Genomic DNA, 26,098 nt, shown 5'->3' with positions numbered 1-26,098 from the left:
GCGGAGTAGGCAACGGCGCCCGATCGGCGTACGGCAGGATATGGAGATGGCACGCCCGCTCGACGAACTCCCCAAGGCCCATCTCCACCTGCACTTCACCGGCTCCATGCGGCACTCGACGCTCCTGGAGCTCGCGCGGGAGCAAGAGCTCCATCTGCCCGACGCGCTGGTGCAAGATTGGCCGCCGAGGTTACGTGCCACCGATGAGCGGGGCTGGTTCCGCTTCCAGCGGCTGTACGACATCGCGCGCTCGGTGCTCCGCCGCGAGGAGTACGTCTACCGGCTGCTCCAGGAGGCCGCGGAGGACGAGGCCGCCGAGGGCTCCCGGTGGCTGGAGATCCAGGTCGACCCCTCCGGCTACGCCCAGCGGTTCGGCGGGCTCACCGCGACGCTGGAGCTCGTGCTCGACGCGGCGGCCAAGGCGGCGAAGTCCGCGGGCGTCGGCATCGGCGTGATCGTCGCCGCCAACCGCACCCGCCACCCGCTCGACGCCAAGACGCTCGCCCGGCTCGCCACGCAGTACGCCGACAGGGGCGTGATCGGCTTCGGGCTGTCCAACGACGAGCGCCGCGGCCGGGCCCGCGACTTCGACGGGGCCTTTCGCATCGCCAAGCGCGCGGGGCTGCTCGCCGTGCCGCACGGCGGCGAGCTGTCCGGGGCGGCCAGCATCGCCGAGTGCGTCGATGACCTGGACGCCGACCGCATCGGCCACGGCATCAGGGCCGCCGAGTCCGAGCGGCTGATGGAGCGCCTCGCCGACCGCCAGATCGCCTGCGAGGTGTGCCCGACGTCGAACGTCGGCCTCGGCGTGGCCTCGCGCATCGCCGACGTGCCGGTGAAGCGGCTGTTCGACGCGGGGGTGCCGATCGCGCTCGGCGCCGACGACCCGCTGCTGTTCGGCGCGAGGCTCCTGCCGCAGTACGAGCTGGCGCGCGACGTGTACGGCTTCCGCGACGCGGAGATCGCCGAGCTGGCCCGCCAGTCGATCCGCGCCTCGACGGCGCCGGAGTCCTACAAGAAGGAGCTGCTGGCGGGCATCGACTCCTGGCTCGCCGCCGAGGGCTGATCGCCGTCCCCCCCGGCGCGGGCAAGCGGCCGTCCCGTTGCGGGCCACCCGTCAGGTGGCCCGCTCGCGGGTCACTGGGAGTGGATGTAGACCTCGTCGAAGACCTCGGCGAGCTTGGTGAGGTCCTGGGTGATCCCCTTCTCGGGGTCGCTGGCGTCGAAGGTCACCGAGAGCCGGCCGAGCCCCTTGCGGGCCTGGAGGGCCTTCCACATGGTGTTGGTCGCCAGGCCCTGGTCGAGGAGCCGCCAGGTCGCGCCGTCCCAGCTCTGGCGGTGGGTCCAGAGCATGACCGTCTGCACGCCCGCCTGCAGGGGCAGGTCGACGCGCAGCTTGGCCGCCGCCTCCGCCTGCGCGGCGGTGAGCTTGTTGGCGCCGCTGTGGGCCAGGCCCACCTCCCTGGCGCCGATGTGGACGCGGGTGTCCCAGCCGCGGGCCCGCACGCCGATCCACTGGTTGCGCAGCGCCTTGTCCGGGGTGATCTTGTACTTGGCGTACTCGCTGGCGAACAGCCCGCTGGAGACGTTGACGTGGTCGACGTCGCCGGTGAGGACGTACTTCTCGACGTTGGCCCGGGTGATCAGCGGGTACTTGGTGCGGAGCGCGGCCTGGCAGGGCTCGGAGACCCCGCAGCCCATCTCCGGGACCACCACGTCGACCGCGAGCTGCTTGCCCGCCGGCATGGCCGCCCGCAGGGCGGTGGAGGCGTCCTTGACGAACTTGCGGACGTCGGTGGCGGACTTGAAGCCCCAGTAGCCGAGGTCCTGGGCGAACTTCACGCCCACGACTCCCGGCCTGTTCGCCTGTGCGGCCATGGAGGCGACCGCGGCGTCGAACTGGTCCTTGCCCGCGGTCCACGCGGGGGCCAGCTCGCTCTCGATCCAGACCCGCATGCCGAGCTTGACGGCCGTGGCGGCGGCCTTGCCCGTGGCGTCGTCGGGCGCCGCGAGGGGCTGCTTGGACGCCGTGGGCGCCGCGCTCGGCTCGGGGGCCGCCGAGGCGGTGGGCTCGGGGGCGGGCTCGCTCGCGCTGGCGCTCGGGGCGGGCTGCTCGGTGCCGTCGGGCACCGTCGAGCTCTCGACCAGCGGCGCCTGGCTGCCGGTGGGCTCGTCCTGGGTCTGCGTCGTCTGGTCCGTCTGGTTCTGTGCTACGGGCTCGCCCTGGTTCTGCGTGGTCCCGTCAGGCGTCGGCAGCGCGCTGGCGGTGGCCCGCCCGGAGTTCGTCGACGGAGCCGCCGACGCCCCCGATCCGTCACCTGAGCAGTCGAACTCGCCGCCGAGGCAGGCCTTGTCCGGCGGGTTGGTGACGTTGCCGCTGGTGTCCTTGCAGACGTACTTGCCGACGCTCTGGTCGTACTTGCACAGCACCTGGTCCTTGTCGGCGCAGCCCTGCATGCCGGGGCCCTTGTTGGTCTTGTCCTTGCAGAACAGGACCGGGCCCGGATAGGGCACCGCTTCCTTCAGCTTCTCGCCGTCGTTGCGCGCCCAGAACCGGACGGTGTCGAGGGCGTCCTTGGGCGTCTTCGCCATCCAGGAGCAGTACATGAACTCGGGGGTTCCGGTGCCCAGGATGTCGTCGCACTCGCTGTTGGAGGCGGGGTCGGTCGCTCCAGGATCGGCCAGGGCCATACCCGTGGGGATGCCGATGGTCAGCGTGAAGAGCACCGCGATGAGAGCGATGATCCACTCGCGTTTGCGGAGTCGGGGCATTCGCGGTCTCTCCTCGTATTGATCGGTCTAGCAGGACTTCGTGTAGGTGATGTTCACCCCGATGGTTCCGGAGCCTTTGGTGCCTTGGTTGTCGCCCGACCAGGAGATGGACATGTACGCCTCTCCGGTCTGGCCGCATGCGACCGATCCCTTCACCGTGAACTGGATCGTCGAGCTCTGACCGCTCCCGGTGCTGCCGCTGCCGGGAGAGGTGATGATGTCCCTGCCTATCGCCTGCCAGCTGATCGCCCCCACGCCGGAGCGCACCGACACAGAGCCCTCGTAGTTCGAGCCCACGTTGATCGAGGTGCTGGACGCGGCGAAGGACGGGGGCGGCGGGGGCGGCGGCGGAGGGGGCGGAGCCGCGGTGGTCTGCTTCGTCTGGGGCTGGGAGCTCTCCTTCGGCGACGACTTGGGCGATGACGAGTCCGTCGGCCGCGACGTCTTGGGCGGCGGCGGAGGGTCGTTGGGCCCGTCGTTGGTGGAGGGCGGGTCGGCGCGCCTGGTCTTGGTCGGCGTCGCCGTGGGGTGGGAGCTGGCCGGCGGCGGGACCACCGGCACCGACACGGTCGGCTGGGCAACACCCGGCCGGGTGGCGCCGACCCGGCTCGGCACCGCGGTGACCGGTGCGCTCGTACCGCCGGGGGGCGGCGGGGGCGGGGAGTCGACCAGGGGCGGCAGCGAGTCGCCCGGCGTCACGAAGACCGTGCCGCCCGCGGCCTCGACGTCGACCGGCTTGTCGGTGCCGCCGGGGCTGAAGACCAGCGACCAGATCACCGCCGTGGACGCCACGGACACCAGCGTCACCAGGCCGACGCGTCCCCACCGGATGCGGCTCTCGGGGTCGTCGGCCTCGGGGTCGGGCTCCCAGAACTCCGTGGGCGGCTTGGCGCCGTCGGGCCGCTCGGGGGTGAAGCCCTCCTCCACCGTCAGCGGCGCCTCGGGCGGGGGCGGGTCCTCCAGGACGTCGGGCTGCACGGGGAAACCGTCGGGGTGCCAGCTCTCGGTGCGCGTCTCGGCCGCGGTGAACGAGGCGTCGGCTCCGGCGAAGAGCCGCTCGGAGGGGGCCGGGCTGGCGAGGATCGGCATGCGCGTCATCAGGGCGGTGATCGTGACCCCGGACGTCGCGGTCTGGCAGTCCTTGCAGGAACGGACGTGCTTGCTGATGTGGGCGCGTAACAGCCGCGTCGGCGAGTCGGCCCACGACTTCACCAGGCCGGGTAAGACGGAGCACTTTGGGCTCGGGCTCCTGGCGTCCATGACGGCGGCCAGCCACTGCTCGGCGTGGCGCCTGCCAAGACGCGCGGCCGACTCCACGGAGTCCACCGAGATGTCGAGGACCCTGGCCACCTCGTCGGCCTTGAGGCCGTGGCGCAGTGTCAGGTCGAGGATCTCGCGCTCGCGCGGCTCCAGGCAGGCGAGCACCTCGACGGCCAGCTCGGGCGAGCCTCCGCGACCCTGCCTGGCGTACGAGCCCTTGTGCGCCACCCCGGCGAGCCGCGACTGGGCCTCGGCGCGGGCCAGGGCGTACAGCCAGGCGCGCAGCCGTGTCGCGTCGTACAGCCGGTCGGTGTGGGCGACGGCCCCGTAAAGGGCCCCCACCGTCGCGCTGAGAGCGTCCTCGTCGTCGAGCAGGGACTGGCAGTAGTCGTAGAGATGGTCACCGTACTCGCGGCACAGTCGCTCCAGCGCGGCGGGATCATCCCTCCTCAGCACGGGGCTCAGCTCTCCTGACATAGTTGCAAATGATAAATCCGGTACTAGCAAAGCAGTCAGAAATATACGGGAGGAAGGGCAAGCTTCTCATATCACTTTTGTTACATAACAAACTTCTATACTCTGTTGACTGCCTAGTGGTCTTTACCCACACATGAATGCACAAGTAGTGACGATCGTCGCGATGTGCAGCAGACGTCGACCCCGCCCCCGGAGACCAGCATCGTGCGAGAGAACTGGGATGAGCCTTCACCGCGACGTCGTCCGCCGTATGCCAAAGATTCCAGCACCGGAAACGGTCCGCGGGCAGACCGATGGCGCACGTGGGAGACCTCGATCGATATGGACGATGACGACGAGCCGACCCGGCGGTGGCTCGGTTATGACCGGCGCGGTCCCATCCTCATCGGCCTGACCCTGGTGGCGGCGGTGGGAGCCGGCATCTGGTTCGCCTGGCCGGCCCCCTCCGGCGGCGGCTCCGAATCCCCTGCCGCGATCCAGAGCGCCAGTGCCCACGGCGGCAGTCCCAAGTCGTCACCCGTCGACCTGTCCATCGGCGTGGAGTCGCCCCCGCCGCCGCCCGCCAGCGAGCCCGCGCCACGCCGCACGAAGAAGACCGCGCCCCCGGCCCTCCCCTCCGCCCCGCCGTCCAGCCGCCGGACGGCGCTGCCCCCGCCCCCGCCGGCGGCCTCACGTGCGCCCTCGAAGCCGCCCGCGCCGACGAAGACCGCCAAGCCGCGCAAGACCCCTGTGTCCCAGACCGGGCCCACGGCTCCCCCGCCGCCACCCTCCTCCGCCAAGCCAACCCAGAAACCCCCCGCGAACCCCACCACCAACCCCGAAACCGGCCCGACCCTCCCCCCACCGCCACCCGGCACCTAGCGGATCGACTCCGCGATCTTCTGGGCGCGGCTCAGGTCGGAGGGGCCTTCCAGGCGGTAGGCGACCGTGGGTCGCTGCCAGATCAGCGTGGGGCCCGCCCGGCGCGCGAGGTTCTGGGCCGTACCGCCGCCGCGCGGGATGTACGTCAGGCCGTGCGGGCCGGCGATCCACCAGCCCGGCGACGAGCCGATGAGGACCTCCTGCGGCCACGGCTCGCCGAGGTCCTTGCGCCAGACCACGCTCAGCACCCCGTCGTAGGCGTCCAGCCGCACCCCGGGCCAGAACATCGAGACGACGCGGCCTCCCTCGATCACCCGGACGTCGTCCGGATCACCGAGCTCGGCGGGCACCAGGACGGGGAACTTCGCCGTCCTCCGCGCCGTGTCGAGCGAGACGCGCTTCTCACCGGGCAGCGGGCCGGGCACTCCGGACGGCAGCGGCACCGGCTCACCGGCGTGGATCTCGACGCCCGCGAACCGCAGGACGTGCGCCACCGCGGCCTGGCCCTGCGGGGTGAACCCGAGCAGTACCACCAGGCAGGCCGCGACCCCGGCGGTGACCCACCGCCACCTCGGCCCGCGCCGCCGCGCCGGGCTCGCGTCGGGCGAGGGCTCGGGTCGCTCAAGGCGGGCTCGTACGGCTCGCGCCACGTCGGCGGGGGGCGGAGCGGGGGCGCCGAGGGCCTCGCCGAGCGCTCGCAGCTCGGCCTCCAGGTCGTCAGGAAAGTTCATCGCCCACCTCCTTCCGCAACTTGGCCAGCCCTCGGAACGTCCGGGACTTCACCGAGCCGAGCGGGCACCCGAGGACCTCGGCGGTCTCCGCCTCGGTCAGCTGAAGGAAGTACCGGCAGACCACCGCCTGACGTTCCCTCTCGGGCAGAGTACGTACGGCGTCCAGGAGCCGGGAGCGCCGGTCGGTGGCGATCGCGGCGCCCTCGGGATCTTCGGGGGCCCGGAGCTCGGGCTCGGCGCCGATCTTCAGCGCGAGGTCGGTACGGCGCCCGCGCGAGCGGGTCATCGTGTGGGTCTCGTTGGCCACGATGCGGAGCAGCCACGGCTTGAAGGCCGCCTCCCGCCGGAACCCCGCCAGATGCCGGAACGCCTTGACGAAGGCCTCCTGGACGACGTCCTCGGCCTCGTCCCCCGCGCCGAGGAGCGCGGCCGTACGATGCGCCACCGCGCTGTAGCGCGCGACCAGCACCTCGTAGGCGGCGAGGTCTCCGGCCAGGGACCGGGTTATCGCCTCGTCGTCGTCCGTGGGGGGCTCCTTGGCTGATCCTTCAGCGACAAAAGGTAGTTTCCATCGACCTTTTCCGCAAAGGATGTGCAAGGAGTTGGTCACCGTTGTTTCAGGCTCGGCTCGCCGGGAAGTTGGAACCCTCGCGGAGCGGGACGGCTAGACTCGGTGCCCATCCGTGGCCGTGGTCCCCGAGGACCGCGGTTTTTGAGTGAGCGAAGCTGGGCGGGGACGCATGTCTGGGTATGACCGCGTGGTGCAACCGGCGGCCGGTGACGAGGCCTTGGAGAACCACCTCGGCGGCGACGAGGCCAAGAACTACCGGCAGTACGAGTTCGACATGGTCGCCCCGCACGTCGGCAGGTCGATGCTGGAGATCGGTTCGGGTCTCGGCCACTTCGCCGAGCAGTTCCTGCCGCGCCTCGACCGGCTCGTGGTCAGCGACTTCGACCCCTACTGCGTCGAGCAGCTCGGCAAGCGCTTCGAGGGCCGCGACGACATCGACGTGCTGCGGTTCGGCCTCCCCACCGACATCCCGCTCGCGGACCCGGTCGACACCGTCGTCCTGATGAACGTCCTTGAGCACATCGAGGAGGACGTCGAGGCGCTGCGCTCCCTGGCGAGGGTCACCCAGCCCGGCGGCCGCATCATCATCTGGGTGCCCGGCTACATGCAGCTTTATGGCGACTTCGACCGCAAGGTCGGCCACGTCACCCGCTACACGCCCACCACTCTCGGCAAGACCGTCGCCGAGGCAGGGCTGAAGGCCGACGTGCTCAAGCCGATCAACTTCCTGGGCGGCATCGCCTGGTGGGCGGCCGTGCGCCGCGGCGGCGTCGGCTATCCCGACCCGCGCCTGGTCAAGATCTACGACCGCACGGTGGTGCCGGCCACGAGGTTCATCGAGCGGTTCGTCCGCCCGCCCTTCGGCCAGACCGTCTTCTGCGTCGCCCGCGTCCCCGGCTAGCACCCGCTTCCCGTTCACCGGGATATCTCAGGGTTTCCTGTCACTTCTCCTAGCCCGGGGAGGTGATCTGAGCACATGAGAAACCTATCCAAGGTGCTGATCGGCGGTGCGCTGGCCGGCGCTCTGACCGTGGGGGCCTTCGGCGGCGTCGCCGTGGCGCGCCAGGCCGGGCCCGCCGGCGTTCCGTACGAGCTGCTGTCGGCCGACTCCGCCGCGGACGAGGCCGTCGCCCTCACCCAGGCGCCGAAGGGCGACCCGAGGCTGCGCGTCGGCATCCGCCGTGGCCTCATCGGCGTCCACGGGGAGGCCACCGTCCGCGCGCGCGGCGACTTCGCCACCTACACCTGGCAGCGCGGCGACGTGACCGCCGCGTCGGCCACCTCGCTCACCGTCAGGAGCGCCGACGGCGTGAGCTGGACCTGGACCGTGAACGCCGACACCAAAATCCGGAAGAATGGCGCCAAGTCCACCTCGTCGGCGGTCGCGACGGGCGATAACGTCTTCGTCCTGGGACAGCCGAACGGCGACGCCCGCACCGCGCAGGGAGTCGTGGTCCCCAAACGCTCCAAGGAGTGATCGAAGGACGCATGAGCGACCAGACAGACAAGCCACGGGTCCTCGTCGTCGACGACGAGCGCAACATCCGCGATCTGGTGGGTGTCGCGCTCCGGTTCCACGGGTTCGAGGTGGTGAGCGCCTCGCGCGGGTACGAGGCGCTGGAGCTCGCGCGGTCGGGGGCCCCCGACCTCCTCGTGCTGGACGTGATGCTTCCCGATCTGGACGGGTTCGAGCTGTGCCGGCGGTTGCGCGCCCAGGGAGACGACGTACCGGTCATCTTCCTGACGGCGCGCGACGCCCCGGCCGACACCGTGCACGGCCTCACGCTGGGCGGCGACGACTACGTCACCAAGCCGTTCCTGGTGGAGGCGCTGGTGGCCCGGGCGCGGGCCGTGCTGAGGCGTAGCCGCCGGGGCGAGTCCAGCGCGGACTCCGCCCTGGTCGCAGCCGACCAGGCGGTGCTGACCGTGTCCGACCTGGAGCTCGACGAGGCCCGCTGGGAGGTGCGGCGGGGCGGCACGCCGGTCGAGCTGTCGCCCACAGAGTTCAGGCTCCTGGCCTTCCTGATGCGGCACCCCGGCCAGGTGCTGACCAAGGCGCAGCTCCTGGAGAACGTGTGGGGCTTCGGCACCCAGTCGCAGGTCGTGGAGACCTACATCTCCTACCTGCGGCGCAAGCTCGACCCCCTCGGGCCGTCGCTGATCCACACCCAGCGAGGCGTGGGGTACGCCCTGCGTCCCTCACCCGCCTCCGACGCCGAGCGCTGAGCGCCCCGATGACGCCCAGCGCCACGGCCGTCCCATGACGCTCAGCGGACGACTCCTCGCCGGCCTGCTGTCCGTCACGGCCGTCGGCCTGGCCGCGCTGTCCCTCGTCAGCGTCGTCGTGCTCCACGGGCACATGCTCGACCGTACGGACGGGACGCTCACCGCCACCGCGCAGGTCTCCGCCGCCCGGCTCGTACGGGCGTCCAACATCGCGCTGGTGAACGCCAGCCCGACGTACGCGGTGGCGGTGCTCAACCTCACCACGGCGCGCGGAAAGCTGATCTCGGGGGACGATCCCGAGGCCGCGAGCGTCCCCGCGACGCTGGAGCGGATGGGGGCCGCCGCACTCGGACGGCTGGCGGACGGCGGCAGGGCGTTCACCCTCACCGACCGCCTCAGGGCGGCGGCGGCCCGGATGACCGTAGGCGATCGCATCGTGGTCGTCGCCGTGCCGCTCGACGAGGTCAGGGACTCGATACGGCGCCTGGTCGTCACCGAGATCATCACCGCCGCCGTGCTGATGGCCCTGCTCGTGCTGCTCGGCAGGTCGCTGATCGGCAAGGGCCTCGCTCCGCTGTCGCGGATGGCGAGCACCGCGCGGCTCGTCGCCGAGGGCGGCGACCTGTCCGCGCGCATGCCGGAGGGCAAGTCGGAGGCCGGGCGCCTCGGCTCGACGATCAACCTCATGCTGACCCGGATCCAGGACGCGTTCGCGGCCCGCTGGGCGTCGGAGGAACGCGTGCGCCGGTTCGCCGCCGACGCCTCCCACGAGCTGCGCAACCCGCTGACCACGATCCACGGGTACGCCGAGCTGTACCGCCAGGGGGCCATACCGGACGAGGAGGTGCCGCAGGTCATGCGCCGCATCGAGGACGAGGCGACGCGCATGACGCGGCTCGTCTCCGAGCTGCTGGAGCTGGCCCGCCTGGACAAGGGCACGCCGCTCGCCATGGCGCCCGTCGACCTGACGGCGGTGGCCATGGAGGTGGCCGACGACTTCACCGCGCTCAACCCCGACCATCCGGTGGCCGTCGAGGCGCCGGGCAAGATGGTCGCCGTCGTGGACGAGGCCAGGATCCGCCAGGTGCTGGTCAACCTGCTCGCCAACGTCCGCGCGCACACCCCGCCCGGCACCTCGGTCACGGTACGGCTCGCGCCTCCGGTGGTCCTGGAGGTGGCGGACAACGGGCCGGGCATGTCCCCCGAGAACGCGGCGCTGGCCTTCGACCGGTTCCACCACGCCTCCCCGGGAGACGGCAGCGGCCTCGGCCTCGCGATCGTCCAGGCCATAGCCATCGCCCACGGCGGCCAGGCCACGCTCCGCTCGCTGCCGGGCAGAGGCACCGTGGTCCGCGTGGAGCTGCCGACATGGCGGCCCGCTGGTGATCAGCGCTGGTAGTGGAGGAGCACGGTCCGGCCGTCCAGGATCCGCGATTCGACGAGCCGTAGGTTGATCCGGTCCTTCTGGTCCGCGAACAGCGGCCTGCCGCCGCCGAGGACGACCGGGTGGACGGCGATGTGGTACTCGTCGATCAGGCCGTGCTCGGTGAGCGCGGCAGCGAGGTTCGAGCCTCCGGTCAGCAGGAGGTCCTTGCCCGGCTGCCGCTTCAGCTCTGTCAGCGCTTCGGCGATGTCGCCGTTGATCACGCGGGTCTTCCAGTCGGCCTTCTCCAGGGTCCTGGAGAAGACGACCTTGGGGGTCTCCCGCCAGATCGGGGCGAACGCGAGGTCGTGCTCGTCGTCCGACATCGACTCGGCCTGCGGCCAGAACTGGGACATCCCCTCCCAGACCCCGCGCCCGTAGAGGAAGGTGTCGACCCGGTCGTCCAGCCCCAAGGAGTACGCGGACAGCTCCGGCCCCATGGCCGGCCAGTCCAGCTCACCCTCCGGCCCGTCGATGAATCCGTCGACCGACGAGTGGATCCAGTAGATGACCTTCCGCATGACGGGCTCCTTCTGCCGAGGCCCCTCGGGGCCACGCGCCCCGGCGGGCGCTCTCATGCGTGAGTCGGAGCCGCCCACGCCTTCTCGACACCCCTACCGCGACGGTCAATAAATGAGTTGTGCCGTCGGGGGCCGGGCTCGTACCTTCGGTTCATGCGCATTTTCCTCTGATGACAGCGTCGATCAGTCCGTGGTGACTGATCCGCTGGCTCTCAGCTCTCTGGTCCCGTCCATCTAGACGCGGCGGCTGAGGCTTCCGACCGGCATGAGTTCCCTGCCGCGTCGCCATCTGCGAGGAGACTTATATGCGTGCACGTTTCAGCCGAAACACGGCTACCAAGGCCGATCAGGCCACTGAGGACACCAAGGCATCACTTCCGGCGCCCGGCTTTTCCCTGCCGGGGCTCCAAGCGGGCCTTCCGCAGCCGGTCATCCAGCCGGGCGCCATCCAGGGCTCTTCGCAGCCCGAGCGGCAACTGCCTCCGGCTCCCCGCCGGATCCCGGTGCCGCCCGCGCCCGTACGGCGTGTGACGCCGCCTCGGCGCCAGCCGAAAGGTCGCTGACCGGCTCACCAAGGTGTCCCCGAGCCTTGGGGACACCGCGAGAAACGGCGGTGCCCCGCCCCTCCTTCCCGGGGCGGGACACCGCCGTCTCTCAACGCTGGAGCCACCGGTCAGAGGCGCTCGATGATGGTGACGTTGGCCTGGCCGCCGCCCTCGCACATGGTCTGCAGGCCATAACGGCCGCCCGTGCGCTCCAGCTCGTGGAGCAGCTTGGTCATGAGGATGGCGCCCGTGCCGCCGAGCGGGTGGCCGAGCGCGATGGCTCCGCCGTTCGGGTTGGTCTTCGCCGGGTCGGCGCCGATCTCCTTGAGCCAGGCCAGCGGGACCGGCGCGAACGCCTCGTTGATCTCGATCGCGTCGATGTCGTCGATCGACAGCCCCGCCTTGTCGAGCGCCTTGCGCGTCGCGGGAATCGGCGCGGTGAGCATGTAGACCGGGTCGTCGCCGGTCAGCGCGAGGGTGACGATGCGCGCCCTCGGCGTCAGGCCGTGGTCCCTGACCGCCTGCTCCGACGCGATCAGCAGCGCGCCCGAGCCGTCCGAGATCTGCGAGGAGGTGGCCGCCGTGATCTGGCCGCCGTCGCGCAGCGTCTTCAGCCCGGCCATCTTCTCCAGCGTGGTGTCCGGCCGGGGTCCCTCGTCGTCCTCGACTCCGTTGATCGGGGCGATCTGGTCCCTGAAGTAGCCGTTGGCGATGGCCTTGGCGGCGCGCTGGTGGCTCTCGTACGCGAACCGTTCCAGCTCGTCGCGCTTGAGGCCCCACTTCTCACACATCAGCTCCGCGCCGCGGAACTGCGAGATCTCCTGCTTGCCGTACCGCTCGACCCATTTGTCGCCGAAGGGGAAGGGCATGCCCTTCTCCAGCGCGGCGGTGATGCTCGACCCCATGGGGACGATGCTCATCGACTCGACGCCGGCCGCGACCACGAGGTCCTGGGTGCCGGACATGACGCCCTGGGCGGCGAAGTGGATCGACTGCTGCGACGAGCCGCACTGCCGGTCGATCGTGACGCCCGCGACGGTCTCAGGGAGGCCCGCCGACAGCCACGCGTTGCGCGCGATGTCCATGCTCTGCGGGCCGAACTGCATGACGCAGCCCATGATCACGTCTTCGACCGCCGAGGGGTCCACGCCCGTACGGTCCACCAGGGCCTTGAGGGCGTGAGCGGCGAGGTCAGTGGGGTGGACGGTGGACAGGCCGCCCTTCTTCTTTCCGACCGGGGTACGGACCGCCCCGACGATGTACGCCTCTGCCACAGTGCCTCCTGGGTTCCGTCCCGGATGAAACCGAGCAATGTTCGGTCTATACGAGGTTACAACAGAATAATCCTCCGTGAATGTGAGGGTCGCGTCACGGCCCCGTGGTGACCACGGCCGGTCGGCTCGGCGGACCGGTCAGCTACGGGAGGAGCTCTTCCCGGTGCTGGTCATCCGCGCGTAGACGATGACGTTGTCCACGTAGTGGCCGGTGGTGCGGTTGTAGGTGCCGCCGCAGGTGATCAGGCGCAGCTCCGCCGCGTCGGCGTTGCCGTACACGCGGTTGGTGGGGAACGTCTGCTTGTCCGCCTGCTCGATGCCGCCCACGGTGAAGATCGCGATCGTGCCGTCCATGCGGGTGACCTCGATCGTGTCGCCGTACTGCAGCTCGTGCAGCCGCTCGAACACGGCCGCGCGGGTGGTCGTGTCCTTGTGGCCGAGCATCACGGCCGGGCCCGCCTGGCCCGGCGTCGGGCCGTGCTGGTACCAGCCGACGAGGTTCGGGTTGTTGATCGGCGGGGTCTCGATCGCGCCCTTCTTGTCGGTGCCGACCGGTTTGATGGGCGCGTTGATGCCGAGCTTCTTGATGATCAGCCGCTTGGGGGTCGACGGCTGCATCGCGGGCGCCGGGGGCAGTGATGGCACGGGGGGCGGTGCCGTCGGGTCGGCCTGGGTCAGCGGCTGCCCCGGGCCGCCCGGTCCGACCGACGGCGCGAAGGCCTGGCCGGCGGGCGGCTGCGCCTGGATCTTGAGCGGCGTACGGGCCCCGGTCATGCCGTACTCCTCGGGCGAGCCCGCCATGAGCAGCATTCCCACGACCACCGTGACCACCCCGGCGACGGCGGCCAGGATGAGAACGGCGCGCATGATCTGCCCGCGGTCGACCTCCGACTTCGGCTGCTCCCAGTGGCCGCCGGGGTACTGACCGGGGTGGGCGTACTGGTAGTACACCTGCGGCATGTACGGCTGGCCGTGCACAGGCTGTGGATATCCGTCATGGCCTTCCGGCGGCGGATATTCGGGCGGCATCGTCACCCCGGGCCTCCGGTCAGCCCCGGTTCGGACGCCGGCGGCGCATCATGAGCCCGCCCACTCCGGCCCCGAGCACCAGAACCGTACCGGCCATCACGAACATCCGCCCATCGGGCCCCACGTCCCCACCACCACCGGTGGCCGCGCCACCACCAGGCTTCCTGGTCACCTGCTGGGACGGCTTGTTGGTCACCGTCTCGTAGACGGTGTGGGTCGGCTTGGGAGTCGTCGCGGTGGGCGTCGGCGTCGGCGTTTCAGACGGCGTCGGGGTGGGCGATGTCGCCGCAGCGGAAGGCGCGACAGTGAACGTGATCGCAGCCGCAGCCGCCTCCGCAGCGGTTTTCGGCGTACAGGTGTACCAAGTAGCCGTCGGGCTTGCGGCAGCCGTCGGTACCACCTTGAGGAGGAACTTGTCCGGCTTGACCTCAACAGGCCCGGTAGCCGTAGGTATTACCGTCACGAACATGGTCGGTAGGGGCACGGCTGCGTCTTCCGCAACGTCAACCGCGGGGACGGCGGAACCTGATGCCTTCTTCGTGGTGGGCTGTGGAACGACTGGAGTGCCGGAGACGGCAACGTCTCCTTCCAGCACGATCTTGTTGGAGGCAGTCGCAGGGAGAGAACTCACCGCCGGCAATGGACTTGCCGCCGCGGCCGTCGGCTGCAAGATCTTCCAGGTCAACGTTGCAGTAGCACCTTGGGTCGCCGCCGGAATGGGTGACATCAGCTCGACATTGAAGTCATATTCAGCTGATCCACAGGTGTAAGTGACATCAACGGCGGTGAGGGCAGCGATTGCTGGAACTCCGACGAGCAAGACGCCTGCGCTGAGGACTCCGGCTACGGCAGCCTTGGTGGCGATGCGACGGCGTGCCTGTGACTTCAGCACGTATATCTCCATTTCAGCAGCGTTGACCGGTTTGCCAGGCGTATCAGGATCCCAGTCTCTGGTCACAGTTCAGTAGAGATCCTACGGAGGCTTCATCCCGGCTCGCTGTGGTTTGGGGGTTCCCGTCACCTCTTGGAGACATAACCGCAGGTCAGCGGCATACAGATAACTAACTTAATTTTGTCGGAACCGTTGGCGACCACTGGCCGCTCGATAGCTCTGCGTACACGTCGGTGTGACCACAGTAGCCTTGCGTCCGATTTCAGGCCCTGGACAGTGACTCATCGCAACCTACCGACCCCGTTCTTCGGCCCGCGAATACCCTCATACACCGACAGAGCCACCTCGGGCCGTACGCCTATCGAAGTGGTCACCCGAGAAAACGGGAGTGAGTGGAGTATCGGTGTGTGATCGAATACGCCCCTGTGGATGATGTCGCGCTGGGGGCGCTCGCACAGCGACTGGTAGAGATCCCCGGGGTGGTCGCGGTGGTGCTCGGCGGTAGCCGAGCCCGAGGTACGCACCGCCCGGATTCAGACTTCGATCTGGGGCTGTACTACCGAGGCGATCTGGACGTGACGGCGCTGCGGGCGCTTGCCGTGCAGGAGGCCGGCGAACGGGCCGAAATGACCGCGCCGGGTGGCTGGGGACCATGGGTCAACGGCGGCGGCTGGCTGACCATCAACGGCCGGCGAGTCGACTGGATCTATCGCGATCTGGATCGGGTGCAAGGCATCTGGGCGGACTGCCACAAAGGCCGCTACGAAGTCGGAGTCCAGGCCGGACATCCGTTGGGGTTCTACTCCCACTCCTATGCCGGCGAGGTGGCGCTTTCCCGGGTGCTGGCCGATCCCAGCGGGGAGCTCACCGACTTGCGGGAGAGTACCCGCGCCTACCCTCGGGCGCTGAGCGCCGCGCTCGTGGACGGGCTGTGGGAGGCGGACTTCTCTGTAGGACTGGCGCGGTACGGGGCGGTCGGCGCCGATCCGGCTTATGCGGCCGGCTGCCTGTTTCGCGCCGTCGGCGTCGCCTGCCAGGCACTGCACGGTCACGCGGGCCAGTGGCTGATCAACGAGAAGGGCATGGTGGCCTCAGCCGGCCGACTGCCCACAGCCCCACAGGACTTCACCGCGCGGGCGCAGAGGCTGTTCAGCCATGTCGGCGAGTCGCCACAGCAGATCGAGCGGACCGTGACCGACGCGGCCGCCCTGGTAAGGGAGGTACAGACCGCGGTCGGTCGCTGACCGCGGTCCGTGCTACGCCCCGCTCTCGGACCGACACCGGACGCTCATCGACGAGGGCCATGCGCGTGCGGACGTACAGGATGGGCGCCTTTACACCAGCGTCTGGCCGCCCCAGGTCCCGCGACCCTAATTACGGTCGAACTCGCTGGCCTTGACGCCGTTGAGGAAGGCATCCCACTCGGCGGGAGTGAAGAACAGCTTCGGACCGTCCGGGTCCTTCGAGTCTCGTACAGCGATCAACTCGGGATACTCGGCCTTGTGTGCCGGCCCATCGGCAACATCCTTGAGCTCCGCCACCTCGACGCAGTTGCCGCCGTTGTCTCCAGTCCAGGTGGACTTACGCCACTGCGCCTTGCTCAGGTCCATTTTTCGTCTGCCGTCCTTTTAATGAGGTCCAACGACATGCGAAGAGGCAACGCTTCGGTCCTGATGGACTCGAACCTCTGCACTGCGTGTTCAACCTCGTCCTGCTCACTGACAGTGAGGCCACGTATAGCCGTGTCCACGTAAGCTACATCGCTTCCACCGTCAAGCGTCGCGATAACGAAGCCGCTTAGCAAGCCCGGATGCATCCCGTGCGGTACCACTTGGACGCTCAACCTCGGGCTGACCATGGCAACCAAATGGTCTAGCTGTTCTCTCATGTCTCTGGCACTTCCGATGGGGCGGGAGAGAACGGCTTCATCAATGATGCAACGGAAGATCGGTGGCTCAGGATCATCGCGAGTGAGGATCGCTTGACGCTCCATGCGGCCAGCCAACGCCATCTCGTCATTACGCAGGACCACACGGGCGTAAGCCTCGGTCTGAAGCAGGCCAGGAATCAGGAGAGGCTCGTAGGCACGCAGCACCGTAGCGGCCTGCTCTTTGTCCCTCCATTTGCCGAACCACAGCGGAAACCGCTGCCCGCGTCTCCAGTCGAGGAGGCGGTGGAGGGCGCCGCCGGTGGTGAGGGTGGTGTCGCAGGACTGGGCGAACTCGGGGCTGGCGGGCAGTTGGCCGGTTTCGACGCCGCTGATCAACCCCTCGCTAAAGTGGATCTTCTGGGCTAGCTGAGCCTGTGTGAGGCCTGCCGCCTGCCGGTAATGGCGGAGCTCTCTGCCCCAAATGGCCTGGGGTGTGAACTGATCGACCATCGTGCCCCAATCGCCGAGGTTCAACGAACAGCGTCCGACATTCAAAGCTGCCTATTAGTAAGCGTTCGCCTACCGAGCGTAGCCCCATCTCGACACTCTTGGCATGCGAAATACGCAGCAAGGAGAGAGGGCATGACTGGGGCATGGGGACTCACGTAACGCCATCCGAGCACCACTGTGGGATGGACGATCGCACCGCTCTACTGGGGCAGAAGTGGATACCGCGCGACCTGAAATGCGTCGCGACCACCCGTCGCTTCGTACGGGACGTCGCCGCCGACTGGAACGCGGCCCACGACGTCCCGGATATCGCGGAACTGCTCGCCTCGGAGGTCGTCACGAACGCGCTGACTCACGGGGCGATGACGATTCCCGCCGCGAGCACCGTACGAATCGCCGTCGGCCGTGACGGACGGCTGATGACCGTGGACGTGTACGACTCCTGCATAGCCGTTCCCCATATGCGGAGTGCCGATTACATGGAGACGTCCGGCAGAGGACTGGCCATCGTCGAAACCCTGTCCCACAAGTGGGGCTGGAACCTCCACCCCCACGGCAAGTCGGTATGGTTCCAACTCGCCGCGTGGCCCGAGAGATAGGCCGAATCCCTCATCATGCGGTCGCGCGTTCCTTGACCGCCGCCAGCATCACGCGCCTCAGCAGGGAACTGCCGAACCGGATGAACATCCAGTAGCGGCGAAAGTCACGAAGGGCGTCCGGGCTCGTGGCCTCCACCCGGGTCTCGGTCACCAGCCGGATTCGCCCGGGGCCGGCATCCTGAAGCTCCACGCTGAACGTCCCCTTGGCGTACCCAGGCTGGTCGAACGCCTCGAACGCCTCGCGGGAGTCGATGGGCACGTTGCCCGCGCCGCCCAGCTTCCACCACTGCCCGACCAGGCCGTGCACGAGCTCCCGGCCCGGAACCTCGGCCAGTGCGGTGAAGGTCGCCACGTCCAGCTGTGGATGCCCGTTGCGAAGCCGGGATGCCAGATCGCGGGCGGCAAGGAGCGGGCGGGCGAGCTTGAGGTCGCTCACCTTGAGGGTGACGGCGGCGTCCCAGACCCGCTCCCTGGACGCGTTGATCACGATGGCGTGCCGCGTGACGGTGTCCGGCCGCGGAATGAGCTGATCAGCCAGCGTTGACACGAAGGACCTCCCGATCCAGGCCATCGATGGGCTTGAGGGACCATCATCGGCCTGCCATACGGTTGCGTATGGTTCGACTATACGCAACCGTATGGCAGGCTGGCAGTGTGGGTGCGTTGAACGCGGATGACTGGGCGAAGGCCGCGCTGGCCGCCCTGGCCGAGGGAGGCCTTTCGGCCGTGGCCGTGGAACCGGTCGCGGCGCGCCTGGGCGTCTCGAAGGGCAGTTTCTACTGGCACTTCGCCAATCGCCAGGCCCTGGTCCAGGCCGCGCTGCGGCGGTGGGAAGCCCAGACGGACAAGGTCATTGAAAAGCTCCAGCGCATCGCCGACCCGACGGCGCGGATGCGCACCCTGCTGGAGCTCGCCTTCTCAGACGATCAGGCCGCGATCTCCTTCCGCCTGATCGCCGAGGCCGAGGACCCGTTCGTCGCCGATGTGGCGCGGCGGGTGAGCGCGCGCCGCATCGACTACATGCAGACCATCCTGGAAGAGCTGGGCGAATCGCCGGAGGAGGCGAGGAGCCGCGTGATCGCCGGGTACGGCAGCTACCTCGGCATCGCCGCTCTGCTGCGGATCGGCGTCATACAAGCGACCCCCGCCGACATCGTCGACCACGCCCTGGCCGAACTCTTCCGGGTCACGGCCGAACCCCTCACGGGGGAGGAGCCAGACCTCCGCCAGTGACTGCGGATGGCAGCCACCACCGCTCCCACCTGCGAGTTTACGAAGATCCCACCATGGGAAACTTGGATTGTTCCTTTACTTGAATCGTTCAAGTTTGGTGCTAGCGTGAGCGCATGGCAGGCATCGGCCGACTTTGTCCAGCCTGGCCGGCGGGTGGCTCCAGCTCGGCCAGCCGCCATGCGTCGCGCCGCGCCCCCAACCGGCGCACACCAAGCCATGATCACCGAACGACGTCTCGTAGAAGACCTCGGCCTGTAGTCGTTCAGCGGCGTCCCGGTCGGATTCCCGCGCCTGCACCACTCTGCGATCGGGATCGATTTCTGCCGCGCACCGGGCGAGGACCAGTTGCCGACCACACGCTTTCAGGAGGGAGGGAACATGCCACGTTCGCTGCGTCCGCGCTCGATTCGGGCGCGTTACACGATCGCTGCGACAGTGGTGTCGCTGGTCTTTCTGACGACAATCGGCGGAGTCGTTGGTATCAGCGTCCGTAACAAGGTCCAGGCCCGTGTCTACGCTGAAACCCAGCGGGTCGCCGCCGAGTGGATATCGGCGATGGCGTACGGCGATGTGTCCCGAACGGTGCCCAAGAGCCATGTCAACCTCCTCCAGGTGGTGGACGTCCACGGCCGGATCGTGGGCTCCAGCGCGGCCATGTCCGGCAAGCCGCCACTGAGCACGCTTCGTCCCCCTGTCGACGACCGGATCGAACATCTGACCCAGTGCTCCTCGGCCGGCAAGTGCGTCCTGCTCACGGCCATCCGGCTCTCCCCCGCCGAGGCCGGGCGGCTCCGGCTCCCCGATTCCCCAGTGGTCTACGCCGGAATGCGCCAGCCGCCCATCCTGGCCACCCACCGCCTCGAACTGTTCCTCTCGGCCGCGATCGCGCTGATCGCCGCCCTCATAGCGTGGACGACCTGGTGGGCGGTGGGCCGCACTCTGCGCCCAGTGGAAGCCATCCGCACAAGAACGGCCGAGATCACGCTGAGCGACCTGAGCCTCAGGCTCCCCCAGCCTCCCGGCGACGACGAGATCGCGCAGCTCGCCCGCACTACCAACCAAACCCTCGTCCGGCTCGAAGCAGCCGTGGAGCAGCAACGCAACTTCGCCTCCGTTGTCTCCCATGAGCTCAGAAACCCCGTCGCCGGCCTGCACACACAACTTGAGGAGGCACTGCTGTACCCGGGCGACGTGGATGCTCACGACACGATTCAAGCCGCGCTGTCCACCACCGGCAGACTCCAGGCGATCATCGACGATCTGCTGGCACTCGCCCGTCTACGGACCGCCGTCCCTGAGGCACCCGCGCCTGTCAACCTCGGCGCGCTAGTGGAGACGGAAGCGGCGGCGAGAGTCCGTGGGGTGCCCGTGCGAGCCCACATCAGCGGTGAGGTGAAGGTTCTCGGCAACGAGCTGCAGTTGATCAGAGCGCTGAACAACCTGCTGGTCAACGCGCAGCGGCACGCCGAGGCCGCCGTCGAGATCACCGTAGAACGCTCGGACGGCCAGGCCGTTGTCACCGTGACAGACGACGGTGACGGCATCGCACCGGAGGATCGCGAGCTCGTCTTCGAACCTTTCGTCCGCCTGAGTGACGGACACCGTCGCGACCCCGGAGGCAGCGGGCTCGGCCTTCCCATCTGCCGCGCGATCATCAGCGCTCACTGCGGAACCCTTCGGATCGAAGACTCGCCGAGAGGCGCCCGATTCGTGATTCGGCTTCCGCTGATCGATGGCGATCGCCGGGCGACCGCTACGGGACCATGCGGATCGCAAACTCGCAATGACGCGTACGGCTTCGTACGTTGAGGTTCCCGTACGCTGCAATGTGGACGCCCTGACGATGGATCTTGCTCCATGAAGGGGAGTGTCCGGGTGGTTCCGCCGCCGACCGTCAGCCGTGGGCGGATGCCGACAGCGTCGCGTACACGATGATGTTGTCGGTGTAGCTGTGCGCTCGTGGGTTGAAGACCCCGCCGCAGGTGATCAGGCGCAGGCTCGGGCTGTCGACGTGGCCGTACACCCGCTTGGTCGGGAACCGGTCCTTGCTCGCCTGCTCGGCACCGTCGACCGTGAACTGCGCGGCGGAGCCGTCCGCACGTACCACCGTGATCTTGTCGCCGCGCCTCAGCTCGCGCAGCCGGCTGAACACCGCGGGGCCACGCGTGGTGTTCACATGCCCGAGGATCACGGCCGGGCCCATCTCGCCCGGGGCCGGGCCGAGGCGGTACCACCCCGCGAGCTTGGGCTGGCTGAGCGGCGGCACCTCGATCTCCCCGTTCTTCTCGACCCCGACGGACCGGAGCGGCGCGTCCACACCGATCCCCGGGATCCGGATCCTGGTGGGCGCCGACTTGCCGAGCGGCGTGACCGGCACGGCCGCTGGGGACGGCGGTGGCGCCGTGGTCGCGGCTTCCACGAGAGGTACGCCCACTCCCCCGGGGCCTACCGTTGCCGAGCCGGCCGCCGCCGGATCGGTGGCGGGGTCGACGGCGGACGAGTTCGCCGAGGACGCGTTCGTCGTGGCGTCGACCGGAGCCATCTGGGCGATCATCGGCGTCGGCTCCGCCCCGGCCGCCGCTCCGCTCTCCTGCGAGGGTGACAGGTACGCCAGCAGGCCGACCATCACGACGGCGATCCCGGCAAGGGAGCCGACGGTCAGGAGTACGGGCAGCAGAGCGGCCGTCCAACGACTGCGGGCGGGAGGGGCGTCGTCACCCGAGGACGCGTGCCCGGGTGGTAATGACCCGCTCAACCGAGGTTTCCTTGATCAGCGCTCCCGTGTACGGCCCGGCGTCGTCTCAACGCGAGACCGCCTACGACGCCGCCCAGCGCCAGCGTGGTGCCGTACCCGATCAGGAGCGGTGCGGAGCCGTTCTCCGGAGCCTCGCCTGTGTGCGCGCCGCCCTTGGGTGTTACGCGCACCTGGGGAGTCTTGGTCGCCTTGGACGTCTTCGTGGGCTTGGCCGTCTTGGTGGCGGTAGCCGTAGCCGTAGGAGCCCCATGCCCCTGCCCCCCACCAGAAAGCACGATCACCCCCCGATCCGAGTCATCCCCATCGGTGATCTGCCCTTTCCCGTTGTTGTTGCCGTTGTTCCCACCGTTAGACCCGTCCCCGCTACCGGAGGCCGCCACAACGTCCACAGTGGCCGTGACAGGGTTTCCCACGTAGTCGCACTTGGTCCTGAATATCTCGGTTGCCGGTGGGTTCGAGAGCTGATCCGTGATGATGTTGAAGGCGTCGAGCAGCATGTAATTGCCTGGGTCAGCCTTGTTCGTGACCGTCACCGTGTGTTCCTTATACGGCAGGTTGTGAACAGACCACAAGACTTGCTGACTCTTTCGGGTCGTCACCTTGGTCACGTTGTCAGCCTCTAGCGATGCGTTCGGTTGCGTGGCCAAGGGAGCATCGTTGTCGATCTTGATCTGAACTTTCCCCATGTCAGAGAACCGCTCAGTGACATATTCCAGACCCGTCCCGACAAATGTCACCGACACCATACGCTCCGGGACGTTGGTCCAATGCACGTCCTGCTGGTAGTCGTCATGCCTCGCCGGTTCACTACTGTCTGAGTATGACCACTGGGGGCTGTAACCGATCACCGGCCGCCAGTGCCACCCCCCAACGCCGGGCGAGCTTGAGGGATTGTCATCGTTGACGGTGATCTTGTCCGCAGGTGGGATGAAGTCAAGTATCAAGCTCTTTGGGGTGATCGATAGCTTGCCTTCTTTAGTTGTGGCAACCGAGCCTGAAATCGCGGTTGGCAATTCGAGCGGGCCGCCAAGCGCAAGATTGCCTTGATCCTTGCTTCCCGAGGAGTCCAGTTTCCCCTGCCACAACCCGACGACGTCAACAGTGCCGGTAGCCATGAGGCGACCACCCGCCTTGAAGACGGCAGGCGAGGCAAATGGTGAGTCGCTCAGCGTCCATTCCAGCGCGAGGCGTTCCCCAACGCGGACTGTCTTAGGGATCGACACCTGTGCCGTGATAGTCCGGGAACTCGTAGCGGGCAGGAGAGCGCCCTGATCAACGCAGGTGTACTTGTAGACGTAGTAAGCCGTGTCCGCCGCGCTAGGAGCCGCAGGCAGCAGCACTACGCTCGTGCAGGCGCCGAGTACCCCCGCTGCCAGTGATCTACGAACCCTGGATCCCCACGTGTTCAAGATCGCCTCCGATCACCCCGTGGCCGTACGGCCGGAGGTAGATCGTATGACTTTCAACTCTTATGGCGACCTTACGGATAAGTCATCCACACGGAACGTAGCTGATTTGTTACGTGCACCCGGCTCTCGACCTGACCAGCCCGAGATGCCCCCCTGACGACCAGAATCGTATTCTGTTGGGCGTACCCCCAAGGAGGAACGAATGCAGCGAGACCTCTTCGAGGAGGAGCACCTGCTCTTCCGCGAGACCGTGCGCGAGTTCATGACCCGTGAGGTCGTACCCCACCACGAGCAGTGGGAGAAGGACGGGATCGTCCCCCGCGAGGTGTGGAAGAAGGCCGGCGAGATTGGCATGTTCGGCTTCTCGGTCCCCGAGGAGTACGGCGGCGCCGGGATCACCGACTACCGCTACAACACGGTCATCGTCGAAGAGATCATGAGAATCGGCGCGACCGGCCTCGGCTTCGGCCTGCACAACGACATCATGGCGCCGTACGTCGTCGACCTCACCAACGACGAGCAGAAGCAGCGCTGGCTGCCCGGCTTCGCCTCCGGCGAGCTGATCACCGCCATCGGCATGACGGAGCCGGGCGCGGGCAGCGACCTGCAGGGCATCAGGACCACCGCCGTGCGCGACGGCGACCACTTCGTCGTCAACGGGCAGAAGACGTTCATCACGAACGGCATCAACTCCGACCTCGTGGTGGTCGTCGCCAAGACCGACCCGGAGGCCGGGGCGCGCGGCACCACCCTGCTGGTCGTCGAGCGGGGCATGGACGGCTTCTCCCGTGGCCGCAACCTGGAGAAGATCGGCCTGCACGCGCAGGACACCGCCGAGCTGTTCTTCGAGAACGTCCGTGTCCCGGTGGCCAACCGGCTCGGCGACGAGGAGGGCCAGGGCTTCTTCCAGCTCATGAACAACCTCCCGCAGGAGCGCCTGTCGATCGCCGTGGCGGCGGTGGCGGCGGCCGAGTCGGTGCTGGAGACCACCATCGAGTACTGCAAGACCCGCAAGGCCTTCGGCCGGAACATCGGCGCCTTCCAGAACACCCGCTTCGTCGTCGCCGAGCTGGCGACCGAGGTGGAGATCGCCCGCCACTACGTCGACAAGTGCATCCGGGCGCTCAACGCCAAGGAGCTCACGGTCGTGGACGCCGCCAAGGCGAAGTGGTGGACGACCGAGCTCCAGCAGAAGGTGATCGACCGCTGCCTCCAGCTCCACGGCGGATACGGCTACATGACGGAGTACCCGGTGGCCAAGGCGTGGATGGACAGCCGCGTGCAGACCATCTACGGCGGCACCACCGAGATCATGAAGGAGATCATCGGCCGCTCCTTCGGCTTCTGACCCACTCGCACCCCCCGAAGCCGGCCCGCCGGAAAACGGCGGCGCGCTGGCCCGACGTTCCCGCGCGCGGCGGCGATCCGCCGCATACTGGTCAGCGGAGGCTCCCGGCGCGGGATCCCCAGGCGGGCCGGCGAGAGCGGGTTCCAGAGAGCGGGCTCCCGGAGGCGGTGGCGATGGACAACGGCGGACTGATCCTGCTGGTCTTCCTGGCGTTCTTGTTCGTCTGGGTGCTGAACCGCGTCCGCCGGACGCTGCGGTTCGGCCCGGTGGCCTACACCGGCGTCGTCATCACGTTCATCATCGTGATGCTCGCCCTCTACACCCAGACCCAGCGCTGACGCCGCTCACGTACGCGAGCTGCCCTCCAGCAGCACCCGGGCGACCAGCCGGGGGTCGTCGCTCATGGGTACGTGCCCGCATCCCCTGAGCAGCTTGACCCGCTGCTCCGACCACCTGGCCGCCCGTACGGCCTGCCGGCGGAGCAGCAACCGGTCGTGCTCGCCCCACGCGATCGTGATGGGCGCCTTCGGCCGTCCCGGAGGCGCGATCGAGGAGAACGCGGCCAGCGTCTCGTCGAAGCCGGCCGCGTCGCGGAGGGCCTGGCCTCCCGCGATCACCGCCTCGGGGGTCATGCGCGAGGGGTGGGCGACGATCAGCCCCACCGACAGCGCCCGCCCCACCGCGGACCTCGCCACCACGTCCGTACGCCCCGGGGGAAGCGAGCGGGTGAGCCCCCGCATGCTCCGCAGGATCGCCCGCGCCAGCACCGGCTCGGCGCCGGACCAGAAGCCCGCGGGCGACAGCGCGGTGGCCGAACGTACCGCGCCCCGGGCGGCCAGCGTCAGCGCGACGTAGCCGCCGAGGGAGTTCCCCGCCACGTGCGGCTCGCGCACCCCGAGGCGGGCGCAGAAGGACTCCACCGCGTCGGTGAGCGTCTCGGGGTTGTACGGCACGCCGGACGGCAGCGGAGGCGAGGCGCCGAACCCGGGGAAGTCCACGGCGATGACGTCACGCGAGGTGGCGAGCAGGTCGATGACGGGCTCCCAGGCCTGCCAGTGGTGACCTATGCCGTGCAGCAGCACCAGTGGCGGCCCGGAGCCGCGCCGCTCGAAGGCCAGTTCCATGCGCCCGAGTCAACCACCCATCCCCAGCTCTGTCACTGACGCGACGCCCCTCCGCCGGAGGTCCGCTCGGAAGTGAAGATCGCAAGGGATAAAGGTTCTTTCCCCGTTCTTTCGGCCAATTTTGTACACGCGGAGCCGTGGCCATATGGCACGCGTCCGGACCGGGAGTGATCCTGACCAGAGCGCCATCACCTGGCGCGAGAAGAGGTCTCATTTACCCGGCAACAGAACTGATATGGGAGAACCGAGTGATTTCTCGGGACAGAAAGCGAATTTCGCGTCCGTCGGCGAATGCGGCCGTATGGGCCGTCGCGGCGACGACGTTTGCGACCGGCGGGCTGATCGCCATGACATCTCCGGCGTCGGCCGGTGTGGGGTCGGAGGCGCGACAAGCCACCGGCCACCTCGGGGCGACCTGGTCCCACGTCCCTCTCGCGGGGACCTGGAGCATGCGCTGCCCAGGGGCGACGGTGTCGCCCGACGACGACTGCAAGCATTCGGACAAACCTCGGAAGAAGAAGTGCAAGGGATGCGTGGGCCCCGAAGGCCCGGCGGGACCAGAGGGACCCGCAGGACCGACGGGACCGCAAGGACCGCCGGGAGCGTCGGGGACTTCCATATCCACCGCGTTCCAGGGGAACACGAAGTTCATCGGTTACGCGCCGGGC

The 26,098-nt window shown here is 68.6% G+C and carries 26 protein-coding genes; 12 read left to right on the top strand and 14 right to left on the bottom strand.

Translation table 11 applies throughout. The features are described from left to right. Positions 1 to 46 precede the first annotated feature (46 nt). Entirely contained in the window at positions 47 to 1,066 is a 1,020-nt protein-coding gene (locus tag OG589_RS42385; protein WP_405144516.1) for an adenosine deaminase, read from the top strand. Between the two features lie 71 nt (positions 1,067 to 1,137). On the opposite strand, the gene OG589_RS42380 is transcribed toward OG589_RS42385, so the two are convergent. Together OG589_RS42380 and OG589_RS42375 are read right to left on the bottom strand one after the other, a co-directional pair. Further along, a complete protein-coding gene (locus OG589_RS42380) occupies positions 1,138 to 2,772 on the bottom strand; it encodes a hypothetical protein (RefSeq protein ID WP_405144515.1) in 1,635 nt (544 codons plus the stop codon). A 27-nt stretch (positions 2,773 to 2,799) separates the two neighbouring features. Beyond that, complete coding sequence (locus tag OG589_RS42375) at positions 2,800 to 4,509, bottom strand: RNA polymerase sigma factor (RefSeq protein WP_405144514.1); 1,710 nt, start codon at positions 4,507 to 4,509, stop codon at positions 2,800 to 2,802. 321 nt (positions 4,510 to 4,830) lie between these two features. Here OG589_RS42375 and OG589_RS42370 point away from each other — a divergent pair, with 321 nt between their 5' ends. Further along, a complete protein-coding gene (locus OG589_RS42370; RefSeq protein WP_405144513.1) occupies positions 4,831 to 5,370 on the top strand; it encodes a hypothetical protein in 540 nt (179 codons plus the stop codon). Here OG589_RS42370 and OG589_RS42365 read toward each other — a convergent pair. Continuing rightward, positions 5,367 to 6,101 (bottom strand): hypothetical protein, encoded by a 735-nt coding sequence (locus OG589_RS42365; protein ID WP_405144512.1) that lies wholly within the window; start codon positions 6,099 to 6,101, stop codon positions 5,367 to 5,369. The genes OG589_RS42370 and OG589_RS42365 overlap by 4 nt on opposite strands. Continuing rightward, entirely contained in the window at positions 6,088 to 6,711 is a 624-nt protein-coding gene (locus OG589_RS42360) for an RNA polymerase sigma factor (RefSeq protein ID WP_405144510.1), read from the bottom strand. Before OG589_RS42360 ends, OG589_RS42365 begins: the two co-directional genes overlap by 14 nt. Positions 6,712 to 6,841: 130 nt before the next feature. On the opposite strand from OG589_RS42360, the gene OG589_RS42355 reads away from it, so the two are divergent. The 4 genes from OG589_RS42355 (at position 6,842) to OG589_RS42340 (ending at position 10,297) form a co-directional block, all read left to right on the top strand. Continuing rightward, a complete protein-coding gene (locus OG589_RS42355; protein WP_405144508.1) occupies positions 6,842 to 7,573 on the top strand; it encodes a class I SAM-dependent methyltransferase in 732 nt (243 codons plus the stop codon). 75 nt (positions 7,574 to 7,648) lie between these two features. Further along, positions 7,649 to 8,149: a hypothetical protein gene (locus tag OG589_RS42350; protein WP_405144506.1), complete on the top strand. Its 501-nt coding sequence runs from the start codon at positions 7,649 to 7,651 to the stop codon at positions 8,147 to 8,149. An 11-nt stretch (positions 8,150 to 8,160) separates the two neighbouring features. After that, on the top strand, positions 8,161 to 8,898 hold the full coding sequence (locus OG589_RS42345) for a response regulator transcription factor (RefSeq protein ID WP_405144504.1): 738 nt from the start codon (positions 8,161 to 8,163) through the stop codon (positions 8,896 to 8,898). 34 nt (positions 8,899 to 8,932) lie between these two features. Then, positions 8,933 to 10,297 (top strand): sensor histidine kinase, encoded by a 1,365-nt coding sequence (locus tag OG589_RS42340; RefSeq protein WP_405144502.1) that lies wholly within the window; start codon positions 8,933 to 8,935, stop codon positions 10,295 to 10,297. Here OG589_RS42340 and OG589_RS42335 read toward each other — a convergent pair. The 4 genes from OG589_RS42335 to OG589_RS42320 form a co-directional block, all read right to left on the bottom strand. Beyond that, complete coding sequence (locus tag OG589_RS42335) at positions 10,285 to 10,842, bottom strand: dihydrofolate reductase family protein (protein WP_405144500.1); 558 nt, start codon at positions 10,840 to 10,842, stop codon at positions 10,285 to 10,287. The genes OG589_RS42340 and OG589_RS42335 overlap by 13 nt on opposite strands. 673 nt (positions 10,843 to 11,515) lie before the next feature. Next, positions 11,516 to 12,661, bottom strand: a complete 1,146-nt coding sequence (locus OG589_RS42330; protein WP_405144498.1) for an acetyl-CoA C-acetyltransferase — start codon at positions 12,659 to 12,661, stop codon at positions 11,516 to 11,518. Between the two features lie 138 nt (positions 12,662 to 12,799). Beyond that, a complete protein-coding gene (locus tag OG589_RS42325) occupies positions 12,800 to 13,639 on the bottom strand; it encodes a class F sortase (RefSeq protein WP_405144496.1) in 840 nt (279 codons plus the stop codon). Positions 13,640 to 13,709: 70 nt separating this feature from the next. Then, positions 13,710 to 14,648, bottom strand: coding sequence for a hypothetical protein (locus OG589_RS42320; RefSeq protein ID WP_405144494.1), 939 nt, complete (start codon positions 14,646 to 14,648; stop codon positions 13,710 to 13,712). A gap of 341 nt (positions 14,649 to 14,989) precedes the next feature. On the opposite strand from OG589_RS42320, the gene OG589_RS42315 reads away from it, so the two are divergent. Then, positions 14,990 to 15,826, top strand: a complete 837-nt coding sequence (locus OG589_RS42315; RefSeq protein WP_405144492.1) for a nucleotidyltransferase domain-containing protein — start codon at positions 14,990 to 14,992, stop codon at positions 15,824 to 15,826. Positions 15,827 to 15,952: 126 nt separating this feature from the next. Here the strand turns inward: OG589_RS42315 and OG589_RS42310 are convergent, their stop codons facing one another. Both OG589_RS42310 and OG589_RS42305 read right to left on the bottom strand, forming a co-directional pair. Then, complete coding sequence (locus tag OG589_RS42310; protein ID WP_405144491.1) at positions 15,953 to 16,192, bottom strand: DUF397 domain-containing protein; 240 nt, start codon at positions 16,190 to 16,192, stop codon at positions 15,953 to 15,955. Next, positions 16,183 to 16,986, bottom strand: a complete 804-nt coding sequence (locus OG589_RS42305) for a Scr1 family TA system antitoxin-like transcriptional regulator (RefSeq protein ID WP_405144489.1) — start codon at positions 16,984 to 16,986, stop codon at positions 16,183 to 16,185. The genes OG589_RS42310 and OG589_RS42305 overlap by 10 nt, the downstream gene beginning before the upstream one ends. A 158-nt stretch (positions 16,987 to 17,144) precedes the next feature. On the opposite strand from OG589_RS42305, the gene OG589_RS42300 reads away from it, so the two are divergent. Beyond that, positions 17,145 to 17,561 (top strand): ATP-binding protein, encoded by a 417-nt coding sequence (locus tag OG589_RS42300; protein WP_405144488.1) that lies wholly within the window; start codon positions 17,145 to 17,147, stop codon positions 17,559 to 17,561. Between the two features lie 13 nt (positions 17,562 to 17,574). Here OG589_RS42300 and OG589_RS42295 read toward each other — a convergent pair whose 3' ends face one another. Then, a complete protein-coding gene (locus tag OG589_RS42295; protein ID WP_405144486.1) occupies positions 17,575 to 18,108 on the bottom strand; it encodes a hypothetical protein in 534 nt (177 codons plus the stop codon). Positions 18,109 to 18,224: 116 nt separating this feature from the next. On the opposite strand from OG589_RS42295, the gene OG589_RS42290 reads away from it, so the two are divergent. After that, complete coding sequence (locus OG589_RS42290) at positions 18,225 to 18,794, top strand: TetR/AcrR family transcriptional regulator (RefSeq protein WP_405144484.1); 570 nt, start codon at positions 18,225 to 18,227, stop codon at positions 18,792 to 18,794. Positions 18,795 to 19,172: 378 nt separating this feature from the next. Continuing rightward, entirely contained in the window at positions 19,173 to 20,603 is a 1,431-nt protein-coding gene (locus OG589_RS42285; protein ID WP_405144482.1) for a sensor histidine kinase, read from the top strand. 85 nt (positions 20,604 to 20,688) lie between these two features. Here OG589_RS42285 and OG589_RS42280 read toward each other — a convergent pair whose 3' ends face one another. Beyond that, entirely contained in the window at positions 20,689 to 21,549 is an 861-nt protein-coding gene (locus OG589_RS42280; RefSeq protein ID WP_405144480.1) for a class F sortase, read from the bottom strand. Continuing rightward, positions 21,546 to 22,772, bottom strand: a complete 1,227-nt coding sequence (locus OG589_RS42275) for a hypothetical protein (protein ID WP_405144478.1) — start codon at positions 22,770 to 22,772, stop codon at positions 21,546 to 21,548. Before OG589_RS42275 ends, OG589_RS42280 begins: the two co-directional genes overlap by 4 nt. 388 nt (positions 22,773 to 23,160) lie before the next feature. Between OG589_RS42275 and OG589_RS42270 the strand changes: the two genes are divergently transcribed. Both OG589_RS42270 and OG589_RS42265 read left to right on the top strand, forming a co-directional pair. After that, entirely contained in the window at positions 23,161 to 24,306 is a 1,146-nt protein-coding gene (locus OG589_RS42270; RefSeq protein WP_405144476.1) for an acyl-CoA dehydrogenase family protein, read from the top strand. Positions 24,307 to 24,479: 173 nt separating this feature from the next. Further along, positions 24,480 to 24,644 carry a hypothetical protein gene (locus tag OG589_RS42265; RefSeq protein WP_405144475.1) on the top strand — a complete coding sequence of 55 codons (165 nt, stop codon included), beginning with the start codon at positions 24,480 to 24,482 and terminating at the stop codon, positions 24,642 to 24,644. Between the two features lie 6 nt (positions 24,645 to 24,650). Here OG589_RS42265 and OG589_RS42260 read toward each other — a convergent pair whose 3' ends face one another. After that, positions 24,651 to 25,430, bottom strand: coding sequence for an alpha/beta fold hydrolase (locus OG589_RS42260; RefSeq protein WP_405144473.1), 780 nt, complete (start codon positions 25,428 to 25,430; stop codon positions 24,651 to 24,653). Positions 25,431 to 26,098 lie beyond the last annotated feature (668 nt).

It is taken from the genome of Sphaerisporangium sp. NBC_01403 (assembly GCF_045040145.1).
Lineage (GTDB): Bacteria > Actinomycetota > Actinomycetes > Streptosporangiales > Streptosporangiaceae > Sphaerisporangium > Sphaerisporangium viridialbum.
This window is presented reverse-complemented; position numbering and strand designations above follow the sequence as displayed.